Source organism: Ancylomarina euxina (assembly GCF_003863355.1).
GTDB classification, from domain to species: domain Bacteria; phylum Bacteroidota; class Bacteroidia; order Bacteroidales; family Marinifilaceae; genus Ancylomarina; species Ancylomarina euxinus.
Window position 1 is genome coordinate 21,487 of record NZ_QQWG01000020.1, and the last position, 19,822, is coordinate 41,308.

Annotated in this window: 11 protein-coding genes; 1 reads left to right on the forward strand and 10 read right to left on the reverse strand. The window is 35.8% G+C overall.

Going from position 1 to position 19,822, the window contains the following annotated elements:
• Positions 1-80 precede the first annotated feature (80 nt).
• The 10 genes from DWB61_RS15140 to DWB61_RS15185 form a co-directional block, all read right to left on the reverse strand.
• Positions 81-2,423 carry a GH92 family glycosyl hydrolase gene (locus tag DWB61_RS15140; RefSeq protein WP_125031760.1) on the reverse strand — a complete coding sequence of 781 codons (2,343 nt, stop codon included), beginning with the start codon at positions 2,421-2,423 and terminating at the stop codon, positions 81-83.
• Positions 2,424-2,499: 76 nt separating this feature from the next.
• Positions 2,500-4,806, reverse strand: coding sequence for a GH92 family glycosyl hydrolase (locus DWB61_RS15145; protein ID WP_125031761.1), 2,307 nt, complete (start codon positions 4,804-4,806; stop codon positions 2,500-2,502).
• Positions 4,807-4,876: 70 nt separating this feature from the next.
• Entirely contained in the window at positions 4,877-6,391 is a 1,515-nt protein-coding gene (locus DWB61_RS15150) for a RagB/SusD family nutrient uptake outer membrane protein (RefSeq protein WP_158614442.1), read from the reverse strand.
• Between the two features lie 93 nt (positions 6,392-6,484).
• A complete protein-coding gene (locus DWB61_RS15155) occupies positions 6,485-9,460 on the reverse strand; it encodes a SusC/RagA family TonB-linked outer membrane protein (protein WP_125031763.1) in 2,976 nt (991 codons plus the stop codon).
• Positions 9,461-9,695: 235 nt separating this feature from the next.
• Positions 9,696-10,817 carry an ROK family protein gene (locus DWB61_RS15160; protein WP_125031764.1) on the reverse strand — a complete coding sequence of 374 codons (1,122 nt, stop codon included), beginning with the start codon at positions 10,815-10,817 and terminating at the stop codon, positions 9,696-9,698.
• Between the two features lie 9 nt (positions 10,818-10,826).
• Positions 10,827-11,981, reverse strand: a complete 1,155-nt coding sequence (locus DWB61_RS15165; protein ID WP_125031765.1) for an MFS transporter — start codon at positions 11,979-11,981, stop codon at positions 10,827-10,829.
• A gap of 3 nt (positions 11,982-11,984) precedes the next feature.
• Positions 11,985-12,983, reverse strand: coding sequence for a LacI family DNA-binding transcriptional regulator (locus DWB61_RS15170; RefSeq protein WP_125031766.1), 999 nt, complete (start codon positions 12,981-12,983; stop codon positions 11,985-11,987).
• Between the two features lie 234 nt (positions 12,984-13,217).
• Positions 13,218-14,354, reverse strand: coding sequence for a YibE/F family protein (locus DWB61_RS15175; protein WP_125031767.1), 1,137 nt, complete (start codon positions 14,352-14,354; stop codon positions 13,218-13,220).
• A gap of 53 nt (positions 14,355-14,407) precedes the next feature.
• On the reverse strand, positions 14,408-15,940 hold the full coding sequence (locus tag DWB61_RS15180) for an alkaline phosphatase (protein ID WP_125031768.1): 1,533 nt from the start codon (positions 15,938-15,940) through the stop codon (positions 14,408-14,410).
• Positions 15,941-15,991: 51 nt separating this feature from the next.
• Positions 15,992-17,893: an AMP-dependent synthetase/ligase gene (locus DWB61_RS15185; protein ID WP_125031769.1), complete on the reverse strand. Its 1,902-nt coding sequence runs from the start codon at positions 17,891-17,893 to the stop codon at positions 15,992-15,994.
• Positions 17,894-18,287: 394 nt separating this feature from the next.
• Here DWB61_RS15185 and DWB61_RS15190 point away from each other — a divergent pair, with 394 nt between their 5' ends.
• The gene (locus tag DWB61_RS15190) at positions 18,288-19,763 is read left to right on the forward strand and encodes an aminotransferase class V-fold PLP-dependent enzyme (protein WP_125031770.1); all 1,476 of its coding nucleotides are present in this window, start codon (positions 18,288-18,290) and stop codon (positions 19,761-19,763) included.
• The last annotated feature ends 59 nt before the right edge of the window (positions 19,764-19,822 follow it).

The following is a 19,822-nucleotide window of genomic DNA, read 5'->3' on the forward strand; positions in this document are numbered from 1 at the left end:
GTGAGTTTTTCTCAGAATAGTTGATTTTTCACTGAAAACAAAGACTTTGCCATCTCTGTTTTCAGTGAAATGTGAGTTATCTAGTTTTTAGTATTTGAGTAAGGAAAGCTGTCTTCAGAATGACCCCATTTTTTGTTAGGACGATGACTCATTTTAAAAATAAGCTCACCTCCATTTACAATATCCTTGTGCTTAATGAAATTGTATTTCCAAGGCTTTCCATTTAGAGTAACGGACTTGATATATTTATTTTTATCAGAGTAATTAGGTGCCTTTATCACAAAGTTTTTTCCATTTTCAAGCTTGATCTTAGCTTCCTTAACCGATGGAGCTCCTATAACATATTGTCCTGATCCCGGGCATACTGGATAAAAACCCAGGGATGAGAAAATATACCAGGCTGACATCTGTCCACAATCATCGTTTCCACATAAGCCATCGGGTTTATTCAGGTATTTTGTTTTCATGATTTCGTGAATGCGTTCTTGAGTTTTCCATGGTTTTCCGGCCCAATTATACATATAAGCCACATGATGGCTAGGCTCGTTTCCGTGCACATACCCACCCATAATACCTTCTCTGGTAATATCTTCGTTGTGAGCAAAATACTTGTCAGGAATATGCATGGTAAAAAGCGAATCCAGATGTACTGCAAATCGCTCCTTACCACCCATCTTACTTACCAAACCACTTACATTCTGAGGAACATATAAAGAGTAGTTCCACGAATTTCCTTCTATAAAACCAGCTGCATGTGTATCTAAGGGATCGAAAGGTGAAACCCACTCGCCAGCTTTTGTCTTTGCTCTAATGTATCCTGATTCCTCATCGAATAAATTTTTCCAGTTTTCAGATCGCTTCAGATACTCTTTTTCGATTTCAGTTTTTCCCAATGACTTTGCAAATTGGGAAATGGTATAATCATCGTAAGCATATTCAAGAGTGATTGAAGCACCTACTTTACTGCTTTCGTGAGGGACATAATTGTATTTTTTATAATCACCAATTCCATCGTACATATTGTAGTTTGCACTTGCAAGACAGGCTTCCAAAGCTTTTTCAGGATCAAAGCCACGCAAGCCATTTATCCAGGCATCTGCAATAACAGGTACGGCATGATAACCAATCATACACCAGTTTTCGTTTCCGAAATGACTCCAAACAGGCAGAACCTTATGGACGCTTTGCTCATAATGAGCTAGCATAGAGTTTATCATATCTGAGGAACGTTTAGGCTGGATAAGTGAAAGCAAAGGGTGTTGTGCTCTGTAGGTATCCCACAATGAGAATACAGTATAATTGGTAAAACCCTTAGCCTGGTGGATGTTATGATCCAATCCACGATATTTTCCATCCACATCCATATATTCTACAGGATTGATAAAAGAATGATAAAGCGAGGTATACAATGTTGTTTTCTTTTCATTTGAAGCCGTCACATCAATTCTATTCAGCTCATTATTCCATGCAGCCTTTGTTTCAGCTCTGGTACGATCAAAATCAAAATGAGGAATTTCTGCTTTTAGATTTTTCAATGCACCTTCAGTACTAACTGCTGACAGAGCAAATTTGATTTTAATTTGTTCATTTTCTTCTGTAGAAAAATCGAAATTAGCGGTTAACGCTTTGCCTGCCATTTCAGGGAAATTCTTTGTCTCATCGAATTTTCTCCAGAAACCATTATAAATGACTTTTTCATCATTCTGACAACCGTATTTCTTAATTGGCTTTGAAAAGCTAATCGCAAAATAGAGGTAGTTGGTTCTAGCCCAACCGCGAGTAATTCTATAGCCTGTAACCAAAGTATCGTTTTCAACTCTAATAGTTGACCACAGAACTTTTCCATCGTAGTTGTAAATACCATGATTAAGGTCTAAAATAATATGAGCATCATCCGTTTTAGGGAATGTATATTGGTGAAAGCCGACGCGCTGTGTTGCTGTTAACTCAGCTTTAATTTTATAATCATCTAACTCTACCGTATAGTATCCAGGTTCTGCATTTTCTGTCTCTTTACGGTACATTGAACGGTAACCCTTTTTTGTGTCTTCGATTGTTCCAGAATTGTAATTGACTTTACCTACAGTTGGCATGATTAAAAAATCACCCAGGTCTGAATGACCTGTTCCGCTTAAGTGAGTGTGACTAAACCCAACAATGGATTTATCGGTGTATTGGTAACCTGCACAGTAACGGTAGACATCTTTATTGTATTTCCCGTTTGTAGAAAATAAAATGCTATCGGTATCCGGACTTAATTGCACCATTCCGAAGGGAGCACAAGCTCCAGGGAATGTATGCCCCATCTCCTGAGTTCCGATGAAGGGATCGACGTATTGTGTGAGATCCTTATCCTGGGCACTTAAGTTTGAGTAACTTAAAAAGCCTAATGCTGCAATAAGAAAATAAGTCAGTGACTTCATATGAGTTGATTTTTGAGTTTACTTTTTATGTGACATGCTCTTCATTTTCATGAAAAAACATGGCATTACTACCTGTTTAAATATTATCAGAAAATGAAGGGGGAGATACTTTTTCAGAAGAACCCCAATTTTTATTTGGTGTATCTCCCAGTACGAACTCTATTTTACCTCCATCTTTTATATCACTGTAAGATAACCATGTTTTATCCCATTCTTTACCGTTAATTTTTAAAGATTGGATATAAACATTTGTCTCTGAATAGTTTTGTGCAATTATTTCAAGGCTGTTACCATTGCTCATATTCATTCTTACTGAAGGTACAGCTGGCGATGTGATAATGTATTCATCGCTACCTGGACAAACTGGGTAAAAACCCATAGAATTAAAAATATACCAAGCTGACATTTGTCCACAATCATCATTCCCACATAAGGAACCTGGTTTATTACCATATTGTGTTGCAATGATTTTTCGAGTTAGCTCTTGTGTTTTCCAAGCTTGTCCTGCATAGCTATATAGGTGACTGATATGATGACTTGGTTCGTTTCCATGCCAGTATTCTCCGATTCTGCCATGAATATCATCTACACCCAGATAATCTTTGTCGTTACGGCTTGCAAATACGGAATCCAGTTTGTTAGTGAAATTTTCATTTCCACCGTAGCTGTTAATTAGTCCTTGCACATCGTGAGGAACGGTCCATGTATATTGCCATGTAGTTCCTTCGGTATAGGCACCCATATGTTTGAAAAAGTGTGTATCAAAGTTGGGCATCCATTCACCTTTACTGTCTTTTGGACGCATCAACCCAATTTTAGGATCGAATAGGTTTTTGTAGGACATAGCACGTTTTGAAAAACGTTTATAATCTTCAGTTTTACCTAATGCTTTAGCCATTCTGGCGATACAGTAATCGTCATAGGCATATTCCAGCGTTTTAGAAACCGATTCGTTTTCGATATCATAAGGGACATAACCTAATTTTTCAAATTCTTGGGTGGCATCGTATTGAGGATGTGTTGCTGCGCGAACACAAGCTTCGTATGCTAATTCCCAATTGACCCCCTTAACACTTTTAAAATAAGCATCAACAATTACGGGAACAGCATGGTAACCAATCATACACCAGGTTTCATTATTCCAGAATGACCAAATTGGAAGTAATTTGTCCGGGCTTTGCTTATAGTGTTCCAACATAGAGTTGATCATGTTAGCATTTCGATCTGCCTGAGTCAGGCAAAATAGGGGATGTGTTGCTCTATAGGTATCCCATAGAGAGAATACGGTATAATTATCGAAGTCTTCTGCTTTGTGAATGTTTTGGTCAAAACCACGGTAGGAGCGATCAACATCGAAATAATTTGTTGGTGACATAAAGGCATGATAAGCAGCCGTATAAAATGTCTCTTTTTGTTCTTGTGTCCCGCTTACTTCAAATTTGGCAAGTTCTTTATTCCAAAGTTTCTTGCCATTTTCTTTTACTTGATTAAAATCCCAATCTACAATTTCTGTATCCAGATTTTTTATGGCATTAGCGGTGCTAATGGCCGATATACCAACCTTTACTAAGATTTGTTCTGAAGCTTCAGTTTTATAGTCAGCTACAAATTGAATATCAGGACCAGCAGCTTCAATGCTACTTTTAAATCGATAGGTTTTGTAAGAATCATACTTTTCCTCTTTTTTGTTTGAGAAAATACGTGTTTCGTCGAATGGACGGGAGAATTTAGCCGCAAAATAAACATAGCGCTCTTTTGCCCATCCTTTAACTTGATGCATACCTGTAATTGTTGATCCATCTTCAACTCTTACGTTAGACCAAATTACTTTATGTCGTAATACATGGCTAAGGTCCAATACAATGTGTGCACTATCCGATTTTGGAAAAGTAAAACGCATTAAGCCGGCCCTGTTGGTGGCTGTTAGTTCGGTTTTAATATTGTAATCATTTAATAGGACAGAATAATAATTGGCTTCAGTAATTTCATTTTTGTGAGAAAAACGAGATAAATATCCTGGTTCTGATAAATCTTTTTTTCCACTATTGATATGCAGCTTTCCTTCAGTAGGCATAAATAAGATATCTCCCAGATCAGGAATCCCTGTTCCATGTAAATGAGTCATTGAGAAGCCATAAATGGTGCTGTCAGAATATTCATAACCTGAAGCAGCTCCCCAGTTCCATCTTTCTGTGTCTGGGCTTAGTTGGACCATCCCAAAAGGAACCTGAGCTCCAGGGTAAGTATTCCCTTCACCTAAAGTTCCCACTAAAGGCTTTACATATGGGGTATAGTCAGTAATAATTTCATTAGTTTGCTTTTGATCGCAAGCGGATAAAAACAAACAGAACAGAATGATTCGAGAGATAATATTTTTATGCATCGATAAACATTTAAAGCTGATAGTAAAAGAACAACTTGCCTGCCAAAACAGGCAAGTTGTAATGAGTTATTTAATAGCCCAAGTTTTGATCAAGATTTGGATTTAGATTTGTTTGTTTAAGAGGAATAGGGAAAAGGGTTCTATAATTTTCACTCACATTATCCTTAGCCCATCGGGTTTCAGTAAATTTACCAAAACGGATAAGATCAGTTCTTCTTTGTCCTTCGTAAGCAAATTCTCTTCCTCGTTCTGCCAACAGTTCATCCATTGTAAGATTTGCAGTCGTGTATTTATTAGCTTCGTAATTTGCTCCAAATGCCCTTTTTCTGATTTGATTAACCAAATCAACTGCTTCTTGTGTGGCAGTACCACCATTTTGACGCATAAGAGCTTCCGCTTTCATTAGGATAACATCAGCAAATCTTAAGACAACTAAATCTGATTCATGAATATGTCCTTGAGAATTTTCTCCAAACACATGCTTGTAGTTTCTGGCACCTTCTTCTAATCCGGCATCAGTTATGCTCGTAATATGCTTATCTATAATTACTAAAGGTGTATTAGGATCAGAGCCATATTGAGGACCTACCAAATATTGTTCTTTGCGCTTGTCTGAATCATTATAACTATCGTAAAATTCTTCAATAGTATACATTTCGTTAAATGGATCGAATTGCAAAGCGAACTTGTTTTTTAGTACATTAGGTAATGTAAATGCACTAATATTGTATGACCATCCTGTTACGCCGTCAAGAGCAAATGCAAATATATTTTCCTTAGAGAATTCATTTGTTGGTAAGAAAGGCTCTTGCCAGTTTTCATCTAATTCGTAGTTTCCAACTGATATTACCTGATCACACATGTCTATACATTTGCCATAGTCTTCTGCATCAGCATATACCTTTGAATTGAGATAGAGTCTGGCAAGAAGTGTCTTAGCACCAGCTTTAGTGAAATAGCCATAGGTTTCAGCATGTTTCTTTACAGGAAGATCATCAATTATAGCAATAAGTTCTGATTCAATGAATTCATAAACTTCTTTACGCGTATTGGTTGCTGGATATGCAGGATCAGAAACCTTTGTTGTAATAGGTACATTTCCCCATAAATCACATGCTATAAGATGCCAGTAGGCACGTAAACATCTTAGTTCAGCAGTCATTTCTGCTTTGCTAATTGGAACCTTCTTTTCTTCAAAATCTACGGGTTCAATACCTTGAAGAACACCATTTACAAAACCAATACCTTCCCAGGTAATTGCCCAGGCATTATCTATAGTCGGATGCTCTGAAGTCCATTTATGCTCATGAAAAGCAATGTTTTTTCCATCAGAATAGTGACTCCCATCCGATTTGGTAGGGATCACAACAGCATCTGCCGACAACTCACTTAATTGAAATATAGTTAATGGTAACACCCATTGCGTATGTGCCCATGGTCGGGTATAAGCACCAATGATCTCTTCTTTATTATTATAGAAATTCTCGACTACAGTTTCGCTGTATATTTCTTCTTCCAAATCAGAACAAGACACAAAAAGTGTACTAATAAAACTGAAAGTTAATAATATATATATATGTCTCATTTTCATTAATTTAAAAATTAAATTTTAAATAGCATGAGTCTTATTATATTGAATGATACTCATGATTATTTTTGAACTTTTTCTAAGTTTTAATTAAAACTTGATGGCAGCTCCAATGGTAAATGTTCTCGAAACGGGATAAAAGTTCAAGCCATCTAAACCAGGTCTTGTACCACCTGCTTCAAGATCGGGTGTAAGACCCGAGTATTTAGTTATTGTAAATACATTTGAACAAGAGACATACAACCTTGCCGATGATATATAATTGATGTTTTTTACATCAAAATTGTATGATAGAGATATGTTTTCAAGTTTAATGTAATCTCCTTTTTCCAGATAATAGTCTGAATATTGAGGTGCATCCTTTAAACCGTTTTGTCCAGTAGTTGCATAGACATTTGAATTAGGGAATTTTGTAATATTTTCATAAAATATTTTTCCATAATTGATAACATCGAAATCCAGCGCGCTTCGGAAGAAGATATCTAAGTTGAAGTTTTTGTATTTTAAGCTATTGGTGAAACCAATATGGTATTTTGGAGCCCCGTTACCTAATATTTCTTTATCACCTTCTCCTTCATCAATTTCTCCGTTTTTGTTTAGGTCTTTGAATACCCATTTTCCGTTTTCATCAATTCTGTCGAAACGTTTACCATAGAAATTACCTAAAGGTTCTCCGGTTTCAACCTTGTAAATAGAACCTAGACTTGTTTCTTCAACATGGAAAAAAGCACTTCCTGATGATAGGTCTAATTTTTCTACTTTTCCTTGGTTGTAAGAGGCGTTTAGTGAAGTTGTCCAGCTAAAGTTTTCCGATGTTATATTCTTTGTGTTTAAGCTTAACTCGATACCTTCGCTATATAGATCTCCTATATTTGTTAATAAATCATCATTGACAGCAGAAGGAAGGGCTGCAGGTAATCTATAAAGCAAATCGCTTGTTTTTCTTTGATATACATCTAAACTACCATCAATAACATTATCAAGAATGGCAAAATCTAAACCGAAATTTATTTCAGCTTTTTTCTCCCATCCTAAATTTGGATTGGGGTTATTTGTCAATCCATATGCAACAATAGGATTTCCTCTAAAATTATAAGACAAAAATTCTTGTCCTATTCTTGCTAGTGATGAGTATGGGCTTGCACCTGCATTACCTGTTTCACCATATCCAATACGTAATTTAAGGTAATTGATTTCAGGAATGTCTTTCATGAAACCTTCTTCCGTAATGGTCCATCCTCCTGACAAGCCGAAGAATGTTCCCCATTTATTATTTTTTCCGAATACAGAAGAGCCTTCACAGTTAACACTACCCGTTACCATATATTTATTATCATACGAGTAAACCATACGAGCTCGGTAGGATTCTAATTCTACTTTTTGTTTGTAAGTATCCATTTTATAATCAGACTGGTCGGGATCCTTTAGGAATGAACCTGATTCGATACTATTATAAAGGAAAGCATCAGTAGCGAATCCTCTATTTTCCATTAGCATTGTTTCATAAATGTCTTTTTCATAAGTCCAGTTTACCATACCACTAAACTCATGTTTCCCGATTTGTTTGCGATAATTTGCATTCAATTCGTAGTTATCTCTATAGCTAAATTTAGCTTCTCTTTTAGCATAGCCTTCCTGACTATTTTCCAAACTTCTTTCAGATAAACGAGATTCATATTCCCCTATATTCCAATCTTCAATTTTCCAGGCTAATCGACCACCAATTTTTAACCCATCTATAATTTTGAAGTCAGCATAAATACTAGATAATAGGATTTTATGAGCATTATCGTGTGTTTTATTTTTAATAGATGCGATTGGGTTATCTCTAAATCGTTCAGTGAAATACTGGTAAGTCCCATCCTCATTATAGATTGATTGTGTTGGGTTCATGGTAACAGCAGTACTAAATGCACCATAATCAGGAGCACGGTATCGTGTTTGACTGGCAGAAAGATCTGCTTTCACATTCAATCTGTCATTTATGGCTTTGTGATTTATGTTAATTCGACCATTAAGTCTTTTCTTAAATGACTCCAAAACGATTCCTGTAACATCACTGTGCTCTATAGATGCACGATATTTTGTTTTAGCAGAGCCTCCGCTTATTGCGATGTTGTGAGTGTAATTTCGCGAGGTTTGAAGCAATTCATCATACCAGTCGGTTGATGCATCACCCGTTTCTTTACTCAGTTTATTCCCCAATGTTCTAAACTCGTCAGCTGTTAGCAAGTCTGGCTTATTGTACACTTGTTCAAATGAAGCATAACCCGAATATTCAACAGTTGCTACTCCTTTTTTTCCTTCTTTGGTTGTTATAATAATAACACCATTAGTACCTCTGGAACCGTAAATGGCAGCAGCAGAACCGTCTTTCAATACAGAGAATGTTTCAATATCCTCTGGTGAAATAATATCAAGAGAAGAAACCTCAACACCATTTACAATGATTAGAGGAGAAGCATAGCCTCTAAGCGAAGTGTTTCCACGAATCATTATTGTTGGACTAGCTGTAGGGTCTGAGCCACTGGGTCTACTAATTGTTAAACCTGCAACTTTACCTTGCAATAGTTGAATAGGAGACGTGGTTGCTTTTCTCTGTAAACTTTCTGAATCTACTGTTGATACAGAACTTGTAATCTGTTTTCTTTGCATTGAACCATACCCAACAATAACAACCTCTTCTAGTCCCTGAGCATCATCTAATAGGACAATATTGAAGCTTTTTGCAGTTAGAGGATTGATTTCTTGAGATATCATCCCAATAAAAGAAAAGATTAGTGTTTGACCATCTTCGATTTGATTGATGCTATACTTTCCGTCGATATCAGTTGTAGTTCCTCTGGAGGTTCCGCTGATTCGAACATTAACACCAGGTAATGAAAGGCCTTGTGAATCGCTTACCACACCTGAAATGGTACGATCTTGATTATCCTGATTACCAGTAGAAGCGAATACTCCTGCCTGATTAGATATGACAATCGCTAAGCTTAAGAAGAAAACGATTGCACTCTGTTTAAAACCTTCTAAGTAATAGGAAGGTTTATGTAATGATTTTTTTTTCATAAATTTGAGTAGTTACGATTATTGACTCGATGTTTCGGAATAAACATCGTTAACTAGGGGAATGTTAGCGCATTTCCCTTTTTTTTTAGGTTAGCTCTGGATCATTGGCAAATTTATTTTTTTGTTTAAGTTTTTCTATTTATTCATCAACTGATATTTAATAAACAATCACTAAACCGATTTAGTATCTGTTGTAAAAAAATAGAAGCACAATGTTTGTTGATTAATTCAGTAGTTAGTTTTTAAGTTTTTCTCTTCGATTGACTTCATTTAATGCAAATGCATAAGCCCCAACTCCGATAGCTTTACTGGCTCCTAATTTGCTTGAACATATAGCTAAACGGGGCTCTGGGTCATATTTTAATCTTTTATTTGTTCCTGGAATTGTGATCGTTTTGGAACAATCTTTAATAAATTTTCGAAATTCTGATTCATTATCGATATGGTAAACCTTCTGAACCAAACGTGATTGAGCTAGGCCTTTAGTTGTGTGAAACTGTCCATTTATTTCTTCCATAACAGCGGGCATATACACATCACTTGCTCCGGAGAGGCCTCCGCCAATAACTGCAATACTATCGGTAATCGTAAGTAGATTAGCTAAACTGTCTCCTAAGCAGCTTCCAAATTGCCTAAAGGTCATTTTTGCAGCTTTATTGTTTGGGTGATTTTCATCTTTAGCAATCTCATATATATCTTTGGGCATTAAAGATTTATTTGATTCATTTTTTGCATATTCATAATAAACTCTTTGAATTGCACGTTTACTGATCCCTTCTTCTGCAAATCGCTCTGGAAAAAGCCTTGAACTTGTAAGCCAAACTTCACTTGCAATTGAATTGTCTCCAATAAAAAGATTCCCATCCTGAACCAATCCTCCTCCAAAACCTGTACCTAGTGTTATACCAACCAGGTTTGAGTATTGTTTTGGACTATTGGCCTCCTGTAATCGTTTGTTAATTTCTGGAAGTATCCCTCCCAAAGCTTCACCATAGGCGAATAAATCCCCATCATTGTTAATGAAGACTGGTATGTTAAAATGTTCTTCCAACATTGGACCTAAAGCTACTCCACCTCTAAAAGCAGGTAGATTTGGCAAATCACCAATAATACCTCTTCTGTAATCTGCAGGGCCTGGAAAGGCAAAGCTAATTGCTATAGGTTTCTCTTTTATTAAATCCTTAGTCTCTTGAAATCCTTTTATTATTGTTTTTAAACAAAGTTCTAAATCATTAGCATTAGAAGGTTTCCTAATTGGGTCTACAATTTCGATACCACCTTTAATAGCTGAAAAAACAAAGTTTGTCCCACCTGCGTCAAGAGTTAATACGACTCTTTCATCACTCCATATATTCATATTTGTCTTTTACTTTCTTTTATAAAATGATAAGCCTAAAATGTAGCCTATACACACTAGAGTTACTACAAAACCAGCCATCAATGAAAAAATATCAGCTACTGCTCCAAATATAACAGGAACAATTGCTCCACCAATGATAGCTGTTACCATCAAACCTGAGATTTCATTACTTCTCTCTGGCATAGCATCAATCGTAATTGAAAATACGAGAGGGAATATATTTGCAAAGCCTAGTCCAATAATAAATATCGACGCAAATCCCATTGTAGAGCTCGTAGATACAAAAAGGCCTAAAATTCCGATTATAGAAACTAGACTTGTAATTTTAAGGAATTTTTGAGGTGACATCCAGTTCAAGATGATTCCTCCGAAAAATCGACCTGTCATCAGTGCCAAAAAGAAGAATAATGTTCCCCAAAGGCCCAATTCTTTAATGTCAAAGTTGAATTTATGTTCCAAAAAATTTGGAAGCTTAGCACTCATACTAACCTCAGCACCGACGTAAAGAAAAATAGCAAATACCATAAAAAAGATATAAGGATTTTTCAATAATGATAAGACGGATTTAAAAGATGCCGGGGTTTCTGAATCATCTCTTTTCTCTTCAATTTTCACAGACCACAAATAGATAATGGCAATGATTAGGATCGATGAGTAAATTGGGAAAAGTATTTTCCAATCTAAACCCCAATATTTAGCTGCAAGTAAGGGTAGTAGGGCGCCTGATAATGAACCAATGGCTTTAAAGAATTGACCGAAAGAAAGGTTTCTTGAATATTTCCCTTCTGGTGATACATCTCTCATGATTGGGTTACCAGCTACTTGCAAAATTGTAGCTCCCGTGCCTAAGAGAAGTAAGGACGCTAAAAGCAATTCAAATGAAGAAAAATCTCCTAGGATTGGGAGTATTAAACCAATTAATGCTGCTATCATTCCAATGACTAATACGGGTTTCTTACCTTTACGATCCTGATACAAGCCCATGGGTACAGAAAGTAAACCAAACATGATAAATCCCATGAAGGTTACTAATCCAGCCATGAAATTTGATAATTCATATTCAGCTTGTAATTGACTAGTAAGAGGGCCCACAACATCGCCAAACCCCATACATAGGAAGGCTAGGAAAATTGGACCTGATTTTAAATAATTATTTTTCATGTGTTATTTTCGTTCTATTAGTTTCGGTGTCAGTTCAATTCTTTTATTCTCGCTTTTTTTGGAGTTTAGAATATCTTCAATGATTTCGGTCGAATATTTTGCTATTTTATCAATAGGTTGCGCGACTGAAATAACTTTTGGTAATGAGTAATCGAATTGATCAACATTATCAAAACTCACAAATTTTATGCTGTTGACTTTATCTTTATAAAATGTATTCATTAACCAAATGGCTATAACGGCAATCTGGTTATTGGTAAATACAATCGTGTCAACGCCCAATTCAATAAGTTTTCTGAGTTCTCTTTCAGTTCCTTGTTTTAAATCGTTATTGTCAACTATTCTTATTAAATCTTGATCAAATCCGATATCCTTATTTATTAAGGCCATTTTATAACCTTCAATACGATTCTTTAAAGAATAAACATCAGGTGTTAAGCTGATTAATCCCAATTTTCGTGCTCCATTTTGGATTGATTTTTCAACAGCATTCTTCATTGAAATCTTATTTTCAACTAAAATGTAATTGGCTTCAACATCGGGATCTTCTCTATCAAAAAATACAAGAGGAAAATTTGCTGCTAATAATGATTTAATAGAATCACCTTGTATAAAACAAGATGCGACTATTAATGCATCCACTTGACGATTTACAAACATATTTAATACTTGCTCTTCTTTGTCTTTATTCTCATCTGTACTTCCAATAAGTAGATGATAACCTTTTTCCCAAAAATGATCTTCAAGCAGCCTTCCAATTTTTGCAAAAAATGGATTGGAAATATCAGGAACTAAGTATCCTATTGTATTCGTATTTCCTTTTTTTAAACTTTTTGCAATTTGATTGGGTTGATAATTAACTTCTCTTATATAATCAAGTACTCTTTTTTGAGTTTTACTACTTATATTCTTTTCGTCTCCTTTGTTGTTAAGTACAAAAGAAACAGTCGTTTTTGATAGACCTAAGTCTTGAGCGATATCTTTAATTGATTTCTTCTTCAAAGTATATAATTTTACTAAATCGGTTTACTAAATCGGTTTACGAATATAAATGTTTTTTTTAAGATTACAAACAAAATTATTTATTTTGCTCAGGTTAATCTGACTGATAAACGATATAAAAGGTTCTTTGTGAGTTGTTTGTGTCTTTGGTATTGCTTGGTTTTGCAAGGGGATGAGAGGGAAGAGATCATATGATTTTGTTCGTGACAAAAAAAGCAAAATCACATGCATTATTTAGGATCTGGATTTTACTCTTGTAAAAATCCAACTTCCTATAATAGCAGTGAAGGGAGCTACTAGAATTAATCCAAAACTACCAACCAGAGTATGAAGAAGTTCCCCAGATACATAGTTCAGATTTAGGATGTTCGTCATAGGAGTTCCTTGAGCAATAAATACCATTAAGAGAGCGGAGAAGCCACCTGAATAGGCCAGGAGTAAGGTTGTTGTCATAGTACCCACGACTGCTTTCCCAACTTCGAAGCCGGATTGGCGTAGTTTTTTAGCGCTGATGCTCGGATTGTGATTAATCACTTCAGCTTGAGAGGCTGCAATATCCATAGAGATATCCATAACAGCGCCAGATGAGGAAATAAAGATGCCTGCGAGGAATATTTCAGTAAGGTTTAGATGTGCAAATCCTGAATAAAGTAAAGTTTCTGAGAAGGGTTTAATGGCGCCATGTATATTGAAAAGATCTCCAAATATGATAGCCATCACGCAAGTGACAGCAATACCGCACATCGCTCCTAAGAAAGCAACGGTGCCTTTTTTATTTGTTCCAGCTACCAGAAAAATAATGGCAGAAGTAAGTAATGCAACAATACCAAGTGAAAGTGGAATGGGTGAGAACCCTTTCAAGAAACCAGGCAATAAGAGTTTCCATATAGCTAGTCCGGCAAACATGAACGAAAGTAGAGCTTTAATACCTGTCCAGCCTGCAAAACCAATTAATAGAATAACAAAAAGAACCAGAAGCCATAATTCGATATTAATTCTATAATGATCGACTACATTGGCACTGATAATATTAGATTGATCTTTATTAAGATTTAAAACTGTCAGGGTTTTATCTCCCTTTACAAATATTTTATCAAACTCCATGCGCCCAACCAATTGATTGAAAGCTTGAAGCTCTTTACCTTTAAACTGACCATTCTGTATTTTGATTTGTAATAACTGTGTACCTGTTTTTAAGATACCTGTTTCTACCATTAAATTATTATTTGTGGAAAGAACGATAGCTTTAACTCGAACGGAATTTGTGTCGGTGGTTTTGTCAAAACCATTCGGAGCAAGTATCAGTCCTAGACAAATAAGCAGGAGTGAACCAACTAGAATTAAATCTGATTTTTGAGGTAACTTAAACATGGTGGTAGGAAAGTAAACAAGTATAAGTCCAATGACTTATACTTGTTAAGTATTTATTTAGATTCCAGTAATCTGAAAATGTTTTTTGCCATATCTGTATTGTCGAAATAGCCTGAGAATAGTTCTGAACCTACACCAATGGCTTTAACAGGAATAGGTGTAGCTGTATGAGAAAATGAAGTCCAGCCAATACCTGCTTTTTGTGACATAATGTGGCAAGCTGTTACAGTTAAAGGGTTATAACTACCATACAGTAAATAGAATTGGTCATCCTTGTTGAATTCTTTTTTGTAATTCATACTTTTTTCAAAAGCATTTTTCAGTTGTTCTTTTTCGAAAGCAGAAAGTTCAAGCCCCTTTTCGATATCACCTAAACCAAAGTGTTTTTTTACTAAAGCCATTCCATCTTCAAGCTTATAGTTGTCTGTATTATCTTTTTTATACTGGTCTACAATCTCAGAGAAACCATCATTAGATATATTTTGGTATTGAAGAATGTCAAAGGCCGAATGGTAGTGACTGCCTGAAAAGCCAAGAGCCATTCCACCAGTTTCGTGATCACCACCTACAATAATCAAAGTTTCTTTTGAATGTTTCTTATAGAAATCAACAGCAACCTTAATTGCAGCATCAAAGTTAATGACTTCCTTGATGGCAGTTGCAGCATCATTGGCATGACAGGTCCAGTCAATTTTACCTCCTTCAACCATCATGAAGAAACCTTTATTATTTTCTAATAATTCAATACCTTTTTTTGTGAATTCGCTTAAAGTAATATCCTTACTTGTTTGATCAATGGCATAGGGGAGTGCCTTGCCTCCAACCAGACGTGGTGCAATTGCAATAATTTTATCATCTCCTTTTTTTAAGCTATGGAATTCGGTTTTAGTATTTAAAAGACGATAACCACGTTTTTTAGCAAGTTCGATAGAATTGGTTTGCTTGTTAGCAACTTCTTTTTCATCTCCCATACCAAAATTAGCCATGATGTTGTTTTTATCCAACTTACCATCGCCTTCGGGATGCTTGATGCCACCACCTCCAAAATAATTGAAGTTGGATTTACTCAAATCTAGACTGATATTATAATACATGCTTCGGGATGGTTGATGAGCATAAAAAGAAGCAGGGGTAGCATGATCGATAGACACTGATGAAACGATGCCAACTTTATAGTTTAAATCTCTGGCTCTTTCGGCTACAGACTGAAGAGGCTCTTGTTTTGATGCATCCATACCAATGGTGTTGACACTGGTTTTGTGACCTGTGGCTAGAGCTGTACCTGCTGCTGCTGATCCAGTAATAAATCGGTCCGTTGCATTTGTGGTGTAAAAACCATGGTGAGGAAATTTGCTCATTTCAAGTTTTTGGATGCCATTTTTTCCATTAATGGCACCTAGATAGGCTTCTGCTGCATTAACTTGAGATAAACCCATACCATCTCCAATAAAATAGAAGATATATTTTGGAGCTTTACCTCTGTAGTTTTGACGTTGTTTTTCAATATTAGAATCACTAGCACTTGAGGTGAGGGTAAGTAATACCAAGCCTAAAATAAATAGGCTGTTGAGTTTTTTTAATTTCATTATGATTGTATCTCTTTTGTGTTTTAGTCGATTGCTTTGGTCGTTCTTAAATTAAAAATTATGGATAGTTTCCTTATTTTTAGTGTTTAAGAAGTTTTTACCATCAGGTGTATATAAATAATCCACATGATCATTGAAATAATGAACCACTTTGTCGCGTACAACTTTCATTGTTGAGTTCACCAATTTGTTTTCTTCGGTGAATGCTTCTGGTAGAATTCCAACAGCAGTTGGCATCCACCTTTGTGGGAACATATCCTGATATTTACCACCTGTTTTATATGCGTTTAGCTCCGATTGTAGTAGTTTAAGTGCTTCGACTTGCCCTTCATCACTTTTGGAATCTAATCCTTTACCTCGCAGGTGAGCTTGAATGGCACCTTTGTTTGGTACTAGCATTGCAATGGTGTATGGATCTTGATTATTGTATAAAAGACATTGATCGATATAAGGTGATTGATCAATGAATGCTTCTTCGATGCCTTCAGGACTGAATTTTTCACCATCGTTGGCAATTAACAAGGATTTAAATCGTCCAGAAACGTATAGAAAACCTTCCTCATCAATATATCCCATATCACCAGTATGTAACCAACTATCCTTAAGAGTTTCGGCACTAGCTTTATCATTTTTCCAGTAGCCCTTCATCACATTACTCCCTTTGATAACAATCTCACCTTTTTCACCAGATGGAAGGATATTCCCGAGGTTGTCACAGATTTTGAAATCCATATTATTGACAAGGAATCCAGAAGAGCCTAGTTTATGACGGTGATGAGCATTTGATGAGATAATAGGAGAAGCTTCAGATAAACCATAGCCCTGATACATTGGAATACCAATTGCATAGAAGAAACGTTGTAACTCAATATCGAGAAGTGCCCCACCACCCACAAAAAATTTCAGATTTCCTCCAAAGTTGGCTCTGATCTTAGAAAAAAGAATCTTGTCGTAGAACTTGTAAATGGGCTTTAAGAACTTACGAGTACCTTTTCCCTTGTCGATGCCCATACCGTTGTAACGATAAGCGACATCAAGAGCCTTGTTAAACATACGCTCAACTTTTGGTCCTTTAGCTTTAATTCCCTTTTCAATATTCTTTTTAAAGTTCTTTGCTAAAGCAGGTACGCTTAAAATAATATCAGGCTGAATTTCTTTAATGTTATTCGGAATATTTTTTAAAGCCTCCATGGGCGACTTACCTTGCTGAACAGCGGCAATTGATGCCCCTTTTAACATGAAACTATAAATACCTGCTGTGTGAGCAAAGGAATGATCCCATGGCAGAATAAGCAATGTTCTGTAGGTTTCAGGAATGTCCATTAAACTGGAAGCCTGTATAACATTAGAGGTATAGTTGTTGTGTGATAAAATGATGCCTTTAGGATCAGCTGTTGTACCTGAAGTATATGAAATATTTGCACTATCATCAGCATCAATAGTAGACCAAATCTTTTGAAGTTCTTTTTTATCAGATTCTAAAATATTTTGTCCAAATTCTAATATTGAAGACAAGTAAATTTCTTTCGATTCCAATACAACATCATCATCTATTACGATAATTTGTTCTAAGAGTTCAAGTCCATCTTTAATTTCTCTAATTTTGGATAGATGATTTTTTGATACAATAATCAATCTAGACTCAGAATGTTGTAAACGGAATTTTAATTCGTTTTGTGCATCCAATTTGATAGATAGAGGTACGTTAATGGCTCCCGTGTAGAGGATACCTAATTCAGAAAGAACCCAGGCATTTCGACCTTCTGAAAGTAAACCGATACGATCTCCTTTTTTTATGCCCATGGCATATAAGCCTGCTGCCAATAAATGAACTTCAGTGTGAAGTTCTTTATATGATTGTGATGTATAAGGTCCTTCGTTTTTTTCCCACAAAAATGGGTTGTTGGGATATTGTTCTACACTTTTTTCGAAGAGTTGAATAATTGTCTCCATATATTTCTTTTGTCTTCTGTAAATGACTTAATTGTAAAAATGGGTTATTTTCCTTTTTATGAAGCCAAATTTAGTGTTTTCCCATCAAATTCTTTCATCCTTCATAAATGGCATCCATTATAAATAAGAGTCGGAATTATTTATTGTATACTTAAGTCTGTGTTTTCTTAATAATTAGAGCTTGTAATCAGTATGATAGTTTGTTTATTTAGAAAATTGAGTGGATACAAATAGTCTAATAAGTGGGAATATATACAATCACTATTTGTATTCCTTTTTTAGAATATCTAATTTTATGACCGTTCTTAAATCAGACCAAACAATCTGAATATTAATTGATTTGAGACACACAAAATCAGAATAAACAACAAAACAAATAAAACTAATCTAGCTAATGAGCAATTTGGAAAATCATTTCAAAAAGTTCCGAAAGAATACGGTGGGAAATGAAGCCCGATTTTATTCTCCTTTTGGTAAGCAAACTATCGTTTACGGCGATTGGATTGCAAGCGGACGTTTATATAAGCCTTTAGAGAAAAGAATGCTTAAAGACTTTGGTCCTTATGTCGCAAATACGCATACAGAGACAAATGTTACTGGTACTTTAATGACCAAAAGTTATCATAAAGCTCAGAATATAATTAAGAAGCATTGTAATGCTGGCCCTAATGATGTGTTGATGCATGCAGGTTACGGGATGACTGCTGTTGTTGTGAAATTACAACGTATTTTAGGATTAAAGGGTTGCGGTCCTATGAATTCTAAAGTTTGTCTTAAGGATAGGGAGAAGCCGGTTGTATTCATTACTCATATGGAGCACCATTCAAACCAAACATCATGGTACGAAACGAATGTTGATGTTGTGGTTGTACCTCCAGGAGAAGGCCTTACCGTTGATTTGAATGAGTTGGAAAAGCAACTTGAAAAATATGCTGATCGTAAGATCAAGATTGGTTCATTTAGTGCATGTTCAAACGTAACAGGAATTATCACCCCATATCACCAGATGGCTAAGATGATGCATAAGCATGGAGGGATTTGTTTTGTTGATTTTGCTGCTTCTGCTCCTTATGTTGATATCGATATGCATCCTGAAGATGAGGAATGTAAATTAGATGGTATTTTCTTTTCGCCACACAAATTCCTTGGTGGCCCAGGTTCTTCAGGTGTTATGATTTTCGATTCAGCTCTTTACGATCCTGCGTCAGCTCCTGATCATCCTGGTGGAGGAACTGTAGACTGGACTAACCCATGGGGAGAGTACAAGTTCGTAAATAGTATTGAGGCACGTGAAGATGGTGGAACTCCAGGTTTCCTTCAATCTATAAGAACCGCTTTGGCTATTGATGTAAAAAATCAGATGGGAACTGATAAGATGGAAGCTCGTGAAGAAGAGTTACTTGATCTTTCTTTTAAATTAATGCGCGAGATTGATGATGTCATGATTCTTGCTGATGATGGCCAGAAGCGTATTGGTGTTATGTCCTTCTATATTGAGTATATTCACTTTAACCTGCTAGTGAAGTTGTTGAATGACCATTTCGGAATTCAGGTTCGTGGAGGTTGTGCTTGTGCGGGTACTTATGGTCACTATATGCTTGATGTAACTCAAGAGAAATCACAGTCAATTACATGTGAAATTTCTGCTGGCGACTTAACTCACAAGCCGGGATGGGTACGTTGGTCATTACACCCAACGACGACTAATAAAGAGGTTATTTACTTTGTGGAGTCTATCAAAAAAATCATTGCTAACTTTGATGAGTGGAAGAAAGACTATGAGTACAGTAGTAAAACGAATGAATTTACATACGCTGGTCCTAATAAGGTTAAGAAAGAAGTTAGTATCGATAAATTATTCAAGCTTTAGTAGCTGATTATCTTCGATAATAATTAGACTTAAAATTAATTGCGTCCTAAACGTTTTTG

Coding starts and splice junctions, on each gene's coding strand:
- DWB61_RS15175 (WP_125031767.1), bottom strand. CDS start 14,354: ATGTTTAAGTTACCTCAAAAATCAGATTTAATTCTAGTTGGTTCACTC.
- DWB61_RS15155 (WP_125031763.1), bottom strand. CDS start 9,460: ATGAAAAAAAAATCATTACATAAACCTTCCTATTACTTAGAAGGTTTT.
- DWB61_RS15165 (WP_125031765.1), bottom strand. CDS start 11,981: ATGAAAAATAATTATTTAAAATCAGGTCCAATTTTCCTAGCCTTCCTA.
- DWB61_RS15150 (WP_158614442.1), bottom strand. CDS start 6,391: ATGAGACATATATATATATTATTAACTTTCAGTTTTATTAGTACACTT.
- DWB61_RS15145 (WP_125031761.1), bottom strand. CDS start 4,806: ATGCATAAAAATATTATCTCTCGAATCATTCTGTTCTGTTTGTTTTTA.
- DWB61_RS15190 (WP_125031770.1), top strand. CDS start 18,288: ATGAGCAATTTGGAAAATCATTTCAAAAAGTTCCGAAAGAATACGGTG.
- DWB61_RS15140 (WP_125031760.1), bottom strand. CDS start 2,423: ATGAAGTCACTGACTTATTTTCTTATTGCAGCATTAGGCTTTTTAAGT.
- DWB61_RS15180 (WP_125031768.1), bottom strand. CDS start 15,940: ATGAAATTAAAAAAACTCAACAGCCTATTTATTTTAGGCTTGGTATTA.
- DWB61_RS15185 (WP_125031769.1), bottom strand. CDS start 17,893: ATGGAGACAATTATTCAACTCTTCGAAAAAAGTGTAGAACAATATCCC.
- DWB61_RS15160 (WP_125031764.1), bottom strand. CDS start 10,817: ATGAATATATGGAGTGATGAAAGAGTCGTATTAACTCTTGACGCAGGT.